Origin of the sequence: Intestinimonas sp. (genome assembly GCF_026169115.1) — a bacterium.
GTDB lineage: Bacteria > Bacillota > Clostridia > Oscillospirales > Oscillospiraceae > Intestinimonas.
This window is the reverse complement of sequence record NZ_JAPFEA010000109.1, coordinates 16662-29580: the sequence shown is the minus strand read 5'-3', so window position 1 is coordinate 29580 and position 12919 is coordinate 16662. Positions and strand designations below refer to the sequence as shown.

The 12919-nt window shown below is 45.3% G+C and carries 11 protein-coding genes; 6 read left to right on the top strand and 5 right to left on the bottom strand.

All coding sequences use genetic code 11. From position 1 onward, the window contains the following. The first annotated feature begins 60 nt into the window (after positions 1 to 60). Positions 61 to 201 carry a tyrosine-type recombinase/integrase gene (locus Q0Y09_RS09740; protein WP_297720870.1) on the top strand — a complete coding sequence of 47 codons (141 nt, stop codon included), beginning with the start codon at positions 61 to 63 and terminating at the stop codon, positions 199 to 201. 238 nt (positions 202 to 439) lie between these two features. Further along, entirely contained in the window at positions 440 to 2701 is a 2262-nt protein-coding gene (locus tag Q0Y09_RS09735; protein WP_297720868.1) for a hypothetical protein, read from the top strand. Here the strand turns inward: Q0Y09_RS09735 and Q0Y09_RS09730 are convergent. Further along, complete coding sequence (locus Q0Y09_RS09730; RefSeq protein WP_297720865.1) at positions 2672 to 3673, bottom strand: hypothetical protein; 1002 nt, start codon at positions 3671 to 3673, stop codon at positions 2672 to 2674. The two genes, Q0Y09_RS09735 and Q0Y09_RS09730, sit on opposite strands and share 30 nt — an antisense overlap. A gap of 263 nt (positions 3674 to 3936) precedes the next feature. Here Q0Y09_RS09730 and Q0Y09_RS09725 point away from each other — a divergent pair, with 263 nt between their 5' ends. The 3 genes from Q0Y09_RS09725 to Q0Y09_RS09715 all read left to right on the top strand — a co-directional run bounded on the left by Q0Y09_RS09725 (position 3937) and on the right by Q0Y09_RS09715 (position 6846). Beyond that, positions 3937 to 4788 carry a DUF3990 domain-containing protein gene (locus tag Q0Y09_RS09725; RefSeq protein ID WP_297720863.1) on the top strand — a complete coding sequence of 284 codons (852 nt, stop codon included), beginning with the start codon at positions 3937 to 3939 and terminating at the stop codon, positions 4786 to 4788. Between the two features lie 17 nt (positions 4789 to 4805). Next, the gene (locus Q0Y09_RS09720; protein WP_297720861.1) at positions 4806 to 5222 is read left to right on the top strand and encodes a hypothetical protein; all 417 of its coding nucleotides are present in this window, start codon (positions 4806 to 4808) and stop codon (positions 5220 to 5222) included. 163 nt (positions 5223 to 5385) lie between these two features. Beyond that, on the top strand, positions 5386 to 6846 hold the full coding sequence (locus Q0Y09_RS09715) for an SIR2 family protein (RefSeq protein WP_297720858.1): 1461 nt from the start codon (positions 5386 to 5388) through the stop codon (positions 6844 to 6846). Here the strand turns inward: Q0Y09_RS09715 and Q0Y09_RS09710 are convergent. The 4 genes from Q0Y09_RS09710 to Q0Y09_RS09695 form a co-directional block, all read right to left on the bottom strand. Continuing rightward, positions 6799 to 7539: a toll/interleukin-1 receptor domain-containing protein gene (locus Q0Y09_RS09710; RefSeq protein WP_297720855.1), complete on the bottom strand. Its 741-nt coding sequence runs from the start codon at positions 7537 to 7539 to the stop codon at positions 6799 to 6801. The genes Q0Y09_RS09715 and Q0Y09_RS09710 overlap by 48 nt on opposite strands. 384 nt (positions 7540 to 7923) lie before the next feature. Further along, positions 7924 to 8280, bottom strand: a complete 357-nt coding sequence (locus Q0Y09_RS09705; protein WP_297720852.1) for a hypothetical protein — start codon at positions 8278 to 8280, stop codon at positions 7924 to 7926. Then, the gene (locus Q0Y09_RS09700) at positions 8265 to 8756 is read right to left on the bottom strand and encodes a DUF6575 domain-containing protein (RefSeq protein ID WP_297720849.1); all 492 of its coding nucleotides are present in this window, start codon (positions 8754 to 8756) and stop codon (positions 8265 to 8267) included. Before Q0Y09_RS09700 ends, Q0Y09_RS09705 begins: the two co-directional genes overlap by 16 nt. A 55-nt stretch (positions 8757 to 8811) precedes the next feature. Beyond that, complete coding sequence (locus Q0Y09_RS09695; RefSeq protein ID WP_297720847.1) at positions 8812 to 9252, bottom strand: hypothetical protein; 441 nt, start codon at positions 9250 to 9252, stop codon at positions 8812 to 8814. A gap of 462 nt (positions 9253 to 9714) precedes the next feature. Here Q0Y09_RS09695 and Q0Y09_RS09690 point away from each other — a divergent pair, with 462 nt between their 5' ends. Then, positions 9715 to 12912 carry a helicase-related protein gene (locus tag Q0Y09_RS09690; RefSeq protein ID WP_297720844.1) on the top strand — a complete coding sequence of 1066 codons (3198 nt, stop codon included), beginning with the start codon at positions 9715 to 9717 and terminating at the stop codon, positions 12910 to 12912. Positions 12913 to 12919 lie beyond the last annotated feature (7 nt).

Here is a 12919-nt window from a genome sequence, read left to right as displayed (position 1 = left end):
TATGTATCAACGCCGCACATGATCCGCCAAACCTTCGCCACCACACTTCTGTAGGCCGGAATGGACATCCGGTATATACAGTGCCTGCTTGGTCACAGCTCCATTTCAACGACACAGATCTACACCCATGTAGCCGCTCAGCGGCAGGCTGATCTTCTCAGCCAACTGCATCCGAGAGGTAAGATGTCATTACACCTCTAAAAAGCAATATATAAGGTCGAGCCCATTTCATCCAAATTACTGATGTGCTAACAGCGGCAGAAAGGATATTTGACGGCTAAAACCGAAAGTATCTCATGCATTATCCAAAGGTGACCGTTGCAGGACATTTCTATCCTTGCAACGGTCACCTTTGAATCTGCCACTTGGAACGATAGATAATCTCTAATTATCGGTTATTTAACAATAATCAGATATTAAATGTCGGAGGGAAATATATATGGACTATGCAAATAGGGAAATTGAATATTCATCTCTCCGCGACTACCTTCTCAATGGAGCAACCCCTATCTGGATATATACATATCACGCGAGCGGTATAACTTCTTTTGTGAAAAAGCGAATTTATGCGTTCTGTACTTCTCTGTTCGGTGAAAATATGTTTTATATCGATGCATCAATTGGGAAGTCCCTTTCTGAGTTACTTCTGACATGTCTGATACAGTCTGAACATCTGGAGGAGCTTCAAAAGTTCGCAGATAGAAAATGGGGCGAGCACAGCGATTCATTGCTTTCTGCAGCATTGGAATGCGTCCCTTATATCGGCCCCGCACTTGGGAGACTGGCGGAAAGGCGTGCAGCGGTGCCCATCTATACAGGGGTCTATCCCTCGGCAATGGACGAACTGCTTATACAGTTTTTCGGAAAAGGTGAGCACCGCTTTTTGATTGTTATAGACACTGTTGAATCGTTAGAAGAATCGTCTTTTGAACTATTGGCAAAGCTTTTGAAAACTAGGTCTGTTTACTGTATTTTAATCCGCACTGAGGAGACCCCTCAGTACGATAAACTTGAAAATTACCTGTTTGAAGAAGGTATAGATTTTTCTGCCCACATTGATTTTGACCGGCCACAGGTCAAACTTATAAAGGAATTGGGCGCGCTCTATGATATAATGCTCTCCACTGATGAGGCTTCAGCAATCATTTCCAAGACTCAGCAGAACATCCATGCGATTATAAAAGAAATCAGAAATATGAAGAATCATTCACCCAGCCTAACAATGACGCCTTGGGAGAAAGCCATTGTTCTGATTCTCCAAATCTGGGGTGGTCCTATAGACGAAGATACCTTGTACCAAATCATCGCAATGTCTGAAGTGTTTTCAGAAAATGAATCAGAAACCTTCCAAAGTACTATCAGTATGCTGCAGGAGAAAGAGCTTATCGAGGGTGGCCCACGGGAGTGGCTACTGAAAGGCCGGCATAATCCCCTACTTCAGAATATTTTTAGTCAAATCAGTGATCAACTTTTTTACAAAAACATCGTGTACGAGTTTTTGTCTCGCAGAAACAGTGGGCAAAGTCATGCTGAACTTCGGTACCGACTCTCTCGGGAGTTGAATTGTACAACTCCCGATGATGCGAAAACATATCTTCATCAAGCCATCATATGCGGAAAAGAAGTACCACAAGAATTGATGGATAATGCCCATCTTGAGAAAGGTCGGCGCAGTGATTGTCTCCTCGCCGGAATCAAATTCTGCAGGGAACGTAGATTTGAAGAAGCGTTTGCGTGGATAGACTCCGTATCTGATGACGAAATCACAGCAGATATCGAAGCGTTCCGAGCGACTCTTTTGAACAGGGTCCGACGTTCTGAAGAAGCAGAGACTGCATTATTGCGAGCCATACAGAATAGCAAGGATCCTGGCCAGCAAAATCTCTTAAGCAGTTTCCTAATCTCGACCTATATCCATATGGAAAGACTGGCTGACGCGCAGGCGGTCTACGAAGAAAGAAAAGACTTGTTCCCGGACAGCCCAATGCATGGGTATCTTGTCCGCAACTCTACATCTGCATATCGAGAATATCGCGAAGATTTATACACACAAGCACTAAATGACTTTCTTGCTGATCACGATGACTTTGGATATTATACAACCCTGAGCAATCAGGGGAATGCGCTCTGCAAAACGAAGGACTACCGCCGTGCACTGACAGTACTGGAAAAGGCGCGAGATGGTCTTGAGATGTTTCCTCGGAGCAACCTTCATATTGTCTACAATAATCTTGGTATCTGCTATTTTTTGCTGGGCAAATACCAGACTGCTTACCAATACCTGCTTTTGGCACAACGATTCGGGCGGAACTCAATGCCCAGGATCTTTTCAACGATCAACCTCGCATGTGTGGAAGCAGTTATGGGAAACACAGATTGTGCTATTCAACGACTCAATGATATCGAACAAGAAGTAGAATTTCATAAATTAGATCGAGTACGCCAAAAATTTTATGTCAATTACTTGTTAGTTGAATCTTTGCATGGCAACAAGACCCTTGAAGGACATCTCGCGAAAGCTTCGGCGTACCCAGACCGCTATTTCCCAGAACATACAACACATGCGGTACTTTGCTACCAAGAATTCATGAACTCAGGCAAAAAACTTATACAGCATGACTGGCGTGACTTGTATTCGCCATGCGGTCTGGCGTATTGGTATATGGATCCCCTAAAACTGCTTTCCAAAAGTATCGTTTAATAGTCCGGAACGGTATAGACTTGAATAAGTAATGTTCTCTATCAGTTCCTCGTACCCAATGTTTAGGGATTTCGCGGCTTGGCTTACCGTAGAGTGTTCTCCTAAATTGCAGCACACATTAAACTCCAAAAAATAAGGGATTCCTGTGCTTTCCTCGACAATGTAATCAAATCTAGTATAGTCCAGCGGCTGTACCAACGGATACATCTTTTTTGAAGCGGCCTGAATCCGGGACTGTAGACTTTTATCTCCAACAATCTCTCGGGTTAACCCCGGGGCGATTTTTCGTTTTTGCTCGTATGTGACAATCCCGCCATCCAGTGTAGAATGCTGTGCAATACAAGGGAGATACATGAAATCTCCAAAATTGCTTAAAACCGGATTTGTGTGATACACGCCCTTGATTTGGCGCTCTACAATCACATCCATACCCATAGAGTGCAGTTCTTTTATTTTGTCCTGGGCGGCACTCCAAGATACACAGGCTGATGACGCATCTATCCCTACCGAAGCAGCACCAAAACGCGGTTTGCAGAAATACGGAGGTTCAAAAAGAGGGGGCTTTAGCACTGTCCCCACATTGTATATCTGCCACGCCGGCGTTTCCACTCCCGCATATTTGGCCATCATTTTCGCTAAGTGTTTGTCTTCCGCAAGGGCGCGAATATTTGGGCGAGCCCCTAAGTATGGAATATTGTGATATTCCGCAACAGAAGACACAAAAACCTCTGAGTTGCGAAAAGGCATTCTGTTGTATAGTGAGAAGATATAATCTACAGACAAGTCGCTACGGAGCATGATCTCAGGATCACAGCAAGAAGTTGTCAGGGGAAACAGTTTCTTCAATATCTGAAATACTTTGAAGTGGTATTTAGCGTAGACCAGATCCCTCACGCCTGTTGGAAGAGGAGTATCTGGTGTCGCCGGGGCGTAATGTGCTAAATATAAAACGCGGATCTCTTCAGGCTCCATGGCTATGTCCCTCCCCAGTAATCAGGTGCTATGCCAAATCAGCTCATTACCTCATGCTTAAACAACCGATAATTAGAGATTATCTATCGAAAGTCTTTCCTTCTTACATTTTACTTACTCTTTTGCATTATTGCAAGTGCTGTTTTGAGGCAGAAAGAAATAGTGTATTTTTCTGATAGAGATCTATGACATTCTGTTGACTTCGGATATAACATTTTATATAATTTTATTGTCAAAAATGTTATAGGCGATGAGGACATGATATGAAACAGTTACTACGAGAAATTCGGGGCGCATTTAGTTTGAGCCAAGAGCGGTTTGCAGATCTTCTCGGAACGACGTTCGCCACCGTTAATCGATGGGAAAATGGCCGTACAGTTCCAGGAAGAAAGACGCAGGATAAGATCATGCGTCTCTGCTCAGATCACGGCATCCAGCTCTACCAGCTGGTGATGGACCATATTCGGAAAGAGTCTTTTGTTTCGCTGGTACCAAATCGAGTTCTTCTTTATCATGGCTCCAAGAGCGGCCTGACTGGCGCGATCGCACCTATAAGCCGGGACAAATGTGATTTTGGCCGAGGATTCTATATGGGGACAGATCCAGTGCAGCCCCTGACCCTCATTTGTGATTTCGAGCAGGCCAAATTCTATGTGTTGTCCATAGATTTGACTGATCTGTCGGTTTTTGAAGTCCCCCCTGACCTCGATTGGGCCATGCTTGTAGCGTTCTACCGTGGAAAGATGGAGTCGATCAAAGGAATCCCTTTGTATCAGCACTGCGCGCAAATGGCACAGGGAAATGATGTACTGATAGGCGCCATTGCGAATGACCGCATGTTTTATGTGCTGGATAACTTCTTTTTAGGAAATATAACAGATATAGCTCTGATTCAGAGTTTGTCTGCTTTACAACTGGGCCGCCAATATGTGGCGATCACTGAGCACGCCTGCGAAAATATCAGAATTGAAAAAGAGGTGCCGTTGTCCCATTTGGAACGAGTTTGCCTGCAGGAAGTTAGTGAGCAGAACAGGAGCAAGGGTATCTCCCTTGCCAATGAAATATGCAAAATCCATCGTAGAGAAGGACGATATTTCGATGAAATCATGAGCTAAGCAGGAGAGAATGTATAATGGATAGTTTACAGCTTAAAATATGCGATGTTCAGGGTAGGCTGTTTGAGTTGTCCCGGAAAGCGTGTTATGATAGCGGGCCCTTCATATCTTCATTCATGCGGTCCAGACTGGCTAAATCACTGGATTCAGTCTATAACCGAATGCAATGGTCTGGGGAGGAGTACCTTTTAGAGGAATTAGAATCTGAAGTTCCAACTTTACCTGTTACAGGTGCACTATATGAAAAAGAAATCCTTTTTTGGATCGGGTATTTATACCGCTATTGGCACTACTTGACCGGGGAGAGCAGCTTGGAAATCTACCGCCAGGCAAACGAAAGGACCATGAAGCGAAATTATATGATGTTCCATACCCTAGAGCCAGAAATTGCAGTACAAGATTTGAAAGAAATATACCATCAAAAAAGCAAATAATAATTACCACCGCCCCCTACAAGCAAGTGATGACCAAGAATAAACGGGCTGCCAGTGATGACTGGCAGCCCGTTTATTCTTGGTCCAGAACACACGATAATCAATTATTATCTATCACTTGAGGATGATCCCGAATTATCCTTGATTGGGAGGTAAAGGTATAGTGGGGAAAAGAAATCCTATCTTGGTTAAGCTTTTAGAGGAAACAAAAAAAGATATAGATCATTTTCTCGATAAATATGCAGAGAAAGTGATCAGTGGTGATGCATCTTTGTTCCTAGGAAGCGGTGTGTCCAGGGAATCTGGTTTTCCAAGCTGGTCTGCACTCCTTGCTCCCTGCGCAAAAGAACTTGGTATAAACATTGATGATGACACGGATCTCTTTTCAATTGCGCAATACTACTCCAATCGCCACAGTGACTCTGAATTGCGCCAGCTTTTCAGTAAAGCCATTAACCGGTTTGCAGAACCTGGCGATGTTCTAAACAATTTGCTGGAAATCCCATTCAGTAGCATTTGGACGACCAACTATGATAGATTGATTGAAAATGGCCTTGATAAACGATACATAGGATATAATTCTATTGTCAATGATATGGATTTAGCCTCAATTTCTAGAGATGCTAAGATTAGTGTTTATAAAATGAATGGCGATATTTCCGAGCCAACACAAATGATTGTAACAAAAGATGATTACGAGCATTACACTAAAAAGCACTCACTTTTTCTAACATTTCTAAAAAAAGAATTAGTTGCAAATACCTTCCTTTTTGTCGGATATAGTTTCTCTGACGCTCTAGTCCTTGATTGTCTAAGTTCGCTGACGGAGTATCTTGGGACAGCAGGTGGTTGCCACTATGCAATTATGCTTGTGGATGAACGTGTAACCGCCAAAACTCAATATTTTTTTGAGGATCTACATAAACGTTACAATATAAAATGCTTGGCTGTTCGTAAAGAGGACATTCCGCACCTAATATTACAACTAAGCTTAAAAGTTCGTGAAAAAAAGGTGTTTATCTCAGGAGCCTTTGACACTGTTCCTGAGGAGACTAATAATTTTGCAGATAGACTTTCATATGAACTGGTTCAACATCTCTATGAGAGCGAGTTTCGCATCGCCACTGGTGTTGGCAAACGCCTGGGAACTTTCCTTACAGGTTATGCCCATCAGTATTTGGCCGAACGTAATATAACCAACACATCTAGATATTTGTCCATGCGTCCATTCCCATTCCATTTGGCTTTGGATGACGATGCAAAAATTCGATACCGGAGGATAATGCAAGCTGATTGCAGTGCGGCCATTTTTATGTTTGGGCAAAGCAAATCAACAGCGGATGAAGGTGGCTATGATGCAACTGGGCACTTTAGCCGTGGTGTCTATATGGAGTATGAGTTGGCAAAGAAATCTGGCCTTGCCATTATCCCGGTAGGTGCAACGGGGTATGAAGCTGAAGTGATTTGGAAAGAGGTCAAGAACAACATCAACCAATATTACTACTTGTCTAAAAAAATAGACAAGCTTCACAGCGAACGAGATCCTGCTAAACTTTCTGAATTGATTATATCAATTTTACGGGATATACCCAAAAAGAACCGCATTAGTAAGCAAAAGTGTTAGGCGCTCAAATATCAATGTCTCCCGCAAATCAATCGGAAGATGTAAGCGCGTTTCATCAAACAGGCGGTCTATACCTGCATAGTAAAATGCTGGTATATTGTTTAGATTATATTGTGTTCGGATGTACAGGCACACAGCATACAGCAGGGTGATTTGTGCATCTCTGTTGTCATCACTCACCTTGCAATAGGCTTTAAGTAGTTTGGCAGGGTAGCTCAGAGCAGAATTATTTCCACAGAATTCCAAGAAATTATTGACGGATTTGATCCTGTATTTCTCGAGTTCGTCCAAAAGAACACGACAAATAATATGATTGCATGCACTGTGCACATCTGTGCTTGCATCAAGTTCTTTATAGACCAATTTTGTCATCCACTGGAGTTGAGCAGGAAGTTCATTGGCCTTCAGGTTATAGAACACGGGAAACACTGTCATTTTACCTGCTTCACAACGTTTGTGGATTAGTTCCATTTCTTCCTGTGCACATATCGACGCTATGGCGTTTGGACTGACGATGGTGATGGCATATTCGCACTGGTCAACTCCGTCATCAAAATTTTTGTAATCGCGATCATCGCCCATAAGCATCTTGTGTCTGTCATACCAAACTGGCAGTTCATAATTTGTTATATGAAAAAGCATGGCTTCCACAATTTGAAGCCGATCCTTACTGGAAAAGCAAAAGAAAATCATCGCAACTACCTCCCGATCAAGGATGATTCAGGATCATCCTCAAGTGATAGATAATAATTGATTATCGACTGTATTCTACCCTATAATTCCGGCCTTTGCAAGCGGAGACCTTGTCCCACCATGCTGAAGTGTAAATAATACCCTCGTTGAAGCAGCGTAGCAGATCAAGAATATATTGACATACTCTAAATGTGCGTATAATAAAACCAATTATCCCGTAGTTCCAGGGCAAAACGGTCAAGGTGTAGGAGTGATCGAGGAATGCTCGACTCTCCTACACCTCTTTTTACACTGTTCTGCCTCTAATAATGTCTATTGATATTTCTCTCAAGAAAAAACCCACAGATCCTTTCTAGACCTGTGGGTTGTACATTTGTCATTCTGTTAAATCTCTTGAAAATCAAAGCGATTTTGACCAAGCGTAAGCAAAGCTTCGTTCGCTTTATCGCAAAATCTTTGATATGCGGCACGGTAATTTTCTGCGATAAGATCTTCTTCATTGGGTAGGTCATCTTCTTGAGAAAAATCAAATATAACTCGGCATTGTGCGTAGAAGTGGACTACATCTTCAGGCGCATCTGCTCGAAAACTCACCACAATAGCAAGGATTTTATCAGTCGTTCCACGTGGGTACTGTGGGTTAAAATCATAGGAGCAATTCAAATTTATGGGGGCTTCGGCGTTGGGGGAAGTCCAAAAATCAAATTGCATAAATTCAGATTTTTTTATCTTCCCACGCATGCTACATACCCCCCCACTTTTCTTGGATATTGAGAAATGTTGATCCATATTATAGAAGGTGCTCTGCTCAATCGACTCCGATATTGATGTGTGAGGCCATACTTTTTGCTCGAACAGTCCCTCTCGTTCAGCGTTTTAATATACTCGTCCCATTCCTCGGGTTCAGCATCCAGATATTCTCCGGCTTCCGGAAGATCTTCTTTTGGAATTTGACAAGCGTCAAGCACTTGAAATGTTTCGGCCCTCGTTTGGTAGTCCATGTTAACTAAAATTTTTTTCGTAGACGAATCTTCAAATGGCAGTGCGAGCGTAGTTTTATTTTGTAATAACCCAGTTAAGACACTACTTGAAACTGGCGTAATTAGCCACTGTTGCGTTCCGCGCGTATCGAAACACATACAAAGATATCGATTGCCACGATCGTCTTTCAGGACAGAGAGCAAGGGGTAAACATAGTCCACGATTACTTGCTCCATTCTCAAATCTCCGCAATCCGGAACATCCTTAAAGTAAGGGTTCGGAATTGACACGCTACTCACCACCTTCCGGACAAACTTCTTGAAAGAATATATACGGCTCGGCTTCTTGATATAGCCACCAATCCACATGTGATTTGGCATTCTTCTTACGCTCTTTTGTTCGCTGACACAATCCACAACTTGGTTCGGTGCTGCCAATAGCTAAAATTGCGTTGGGTTGCTTGCCACGAAAGAATTTCAGTGCTCGCTTTGCTTCATTTTCCTTATAAAAAGTGGATAAAGAATAGTAGCTAATGTCATGGTTCTCTTCCGCGTTTTCTTTTGTCATGGCAAGCTCATCAAGATATGTGGGGAGGAAGGAGGACGGTTCAACCTTACCGCTCCTGCAAACACGATATACATTAATCCGTTCCTCCCGCGCTCCCTCTGGAAGATCTTCTACTGGGAACCCCGGTGGATATTTTTCACGAAGTTCAACTAAGTTCGCATTCATAGCAACCATCCATACTACACAATCTATTTCTACTATTCGCAGTATATCAGTATGACGGAGAAAAATCAAGACATTGGCAATGGACGACTTCCATTGATTTCCCTATCCAGAAACACAAAATCGGAAGCACTTGCAGAGACAACGGCTGGCTCAATCGCTGTTGAGCCCCGTCTCTTTCCCCTCCTGCCCTCGCCAGACAAAAGACATTGGCTATAAGTTCAACGTACAGGCAGCGCTCATCATGGAGAAAACCGCAACTGTCCAAACAGATTCTGATATGGTATGCTCTATTTGTATTTAGGCCAGATTTCGCCAGGTCGGAGATTACCCCCATAGGCCCTTGGGGCCTGTGGAGACTCGTCCATATCCTAAATACCTAACATCGACACAAAAACCGCAGTTACCTACTTCATAGGGAACTGCGGCTTTTTTGTGCAAAAAACGAAAGGAGTACACCCATGAATGGAAGCCAAAAAGCTCATGAAAGTTACCTATCAGGATCTCAAAAAAGGGATACGGCTGAACGCATACGCAGACGCCGTGATCTGGAGCGAAGATCCTGCCCCGACATTAGCCGGACTGCGATTCGGCGGCTATGCCGAAGTCGTGCGGGGGCTTACAGACGCCATCTATGGCGGAGCTACCATCGAAATCGAGGACGTTGATGGCAGCATTCTCACACTGAAATCGCTTTCCAAGCAATATCACCGGGAGGTAAGCCATGAAGGACTGTACGCAGAAGCGACATTGATTGCGGAAGATGAGATCCAGGAAAGCTTAAAAAGCCAGAACCAGAAAGAGAAAAGCAGCAAGCGAGCACAAAGGGACGACCTGTTTGACGATGATGTGCCTCAGCAGAACATTCCCGCGCACACCTGCTATATTTTCTGCCATCCTGGAAATGAAAATGAATTGTTCCAGGCCATTGACCGGAAATCCTATGTCCCCATGATTCCAGAATATCAGAACTACATTCTCACGGAATTGAAGCGGCGCAACATCCTCCTCCCTCTCAAGGTGCTCTCTTTATATCAAGAGTTGGAGGCGTGGAAGCTCTGCTGTGAAGCGAAGGATCAAAATCTGGTCAAGGTCATGGAGGACGGCCTGAAGCAGGGCAAAATCAAAATTCCGGGCGCAGCCCCGGGACCCTCTCTGCTGGATGGAGTTCACTCCGTAACAGACTATCTGAACACCTTTGGCGTTGCCGTGGCAGAGCGGATCAAGAAGCTGTTTGTTCCCCTGTTCGATCCGGCCGCTGAGCCGCTTTCTGAAGAAGTATTAGACATCAATGAGTATATCCGGGCTCACGCCGGATATTCCCTTTATGACGCCCAGCTCGCAGTCGCTGAATCGATCAAACGGAAGCTCGGCCGAAGCAAGGTTGCTTTGATCGTAGCCGGGTGCGGGACAGGAAAGACCAAAATCGGAAGCGTTGCGGTTGCGGCAGCCGCCGGATTATATTCCCATCAAGTAAGTGCGGGCCGCCCAAAGACCTTCAACATTGTCCTCTGCCCTGCCCACATCACAAAAAAGTGGGTGCGTGAAATTGAAGAAAGCATCCCAAACACCTTTGCCGCAGTTGTCAGGAGTATCAGCGAGTTTGACGCTCTTTACAAGCTGTACGAGCAGGGGAACCGAAACTGTTTTGCCATTATTTCCAAGGAAAAGGCCAGGGACGGCTATATGCGGGCTCCCGCTGTGATTTTCCGAAAATGGAATCGTGAGGGGCTGAACATTACCCGACCTCACTCAAATGAGGCGATGCCCGCAGCAGGATTTAGCGCTTTTCGGCACGTGTTTTGTTGTCCGGATTGCGGAGCGGTCATCATGGAGAATATCAGCAAAGACGGAGTCTCCTACTATGTGCCGGCAGGCCCCCGCTTTTTCAGAAGTGAGAATCGGGAAAACCACAAGTGTAAGATCTGTGGAAGTTCCCTATGGACTTCTCTCAATCCAACGATGTGGAGTCAGCAGACGCAGTGGGCAAAGCTCGGGAGCTATGGATTTGTGTTCCGTCCGCTCCTGAATGAGTACAAGGAGGATATTCCAAGTGAAACCATACGGGATCGGATGACTAAGCTGGCAAACTATCCTGACATGCCGTTCCCGATCCGGGGAGCCTATCGGACGTTCCCACTCAGCAGCTACATCAAGCGCACCTACAAAGGGAAAATTTTTGCGCTGATCGCAGATGAACTGCACCAGTATAACAACAATTCCGGACAAGGGGACGCTATGCAGGAGCTGTTGAGCGCGGCGAAGAAGGTGGTCGGTATGACCGCCACCCTTGTCAACGGGTATAGCTCCGGGCTGTTCTATCTCCTCTACCGGATCGCCCCGCGCCGTATGTGCCAGGATGGAAAGCCCTATTGGGACAGCAGAAAATTCGACACAGAATACGGCGTGATACAGAATATTTACGAAGAGCGGGAAGGAACCTACAACTCAAACCGGCGTACTGTACGGAGTAAAAAGGGCAGCCGTCTGAAGCCGGGGGTTTCACCGCTGGTTTATACACGCTTTCTGCTGGACTGCACCGCATTTTTGAATCTGACAGACATGGGAAAGGATCTGCCTGAGTATGAGGAGATCCCCGTGCCGATTGAGATGGCTCCGGAAGTACAGAAGGAGTACAAGCTGCTTGAAGATACGCTGAAACTCGTGATGAAAAGCGACAAAAAGGCATGTAAAAAAATTCTGTCCGCATATATGAATCTGCTGACTGCTTATCCAGACCAGCCCTATGGTCAGCCCACAATCAAGCACCCTTTCAATGGCTACGATATTGTCAAGCCTAGGGATACGATGCCGCCTGGCGCCATCATGCCGAAGGATCAAATGGTGCTGAAAATTGCGGAGCAAAAAATCTCGGCCGGCGAGAAGGTGCTCATTTATACAAATTGGACCCGTCTGGACACTCCAAAGCGCCTGCTAAAGCTTGTGACAGAACATGGCTGGAACGCTGCGATCCTGGAGGCAAAAGTGAGGCCGGAGGCCCGGGAGGACTGGGTGCAGGATCACCTTGACCACGGCCTTCAGGTGCTGATCGGAAATCCCTCCCTTGTGGAAACTGGCTTGGACCTGAATGCTTTCACAACGCTGATTTTCTATGATACGGGATACAAACTTTTTACGCTGCGTCAAGCCAGCCTGCGCAGCTGGCGGATCAACCAGTCTGCACCCCGGGTAGAGGTTTATATGCTCTATCATGCAGGCACGATGCAGCATAAGGCAATCAAGCTGATGGCTTCCAAGCTGGCCGCTGCCGGCATGATCGAAGGCTCCTTCAGCGAAGAGGGCCTGTCCGCCATGTCAGAATGCGAGGACATGACAACTCTGATGGCCCGTGAGCTGATGATGGGCATTAAAGACAGCGTGGAAGACCTTGCGGCTACGTTCAAGCGGATGGCTATGCTGAAACCTCAGGAGGCAGCATGGTCCATTTTTTCAGACGAAGTGCGGAAAAAGGAAAGCACCGTGCTGGGGCGCAGTTCTCCACCCATACTGGAGTTTACCTTTGGTGCAGAGCGGAGGCCGGTCCCCCGGACTGCGCTCCCCTCACAGAATTCCCCCGTCTTTTTTGAGACGGAGAAAGCTGAGCGCAAGCGAAAAAAGGGCGAAGTCGATGAAGATCAGCTTCTCCTATTCCAAATCGCATAGGAAGGAA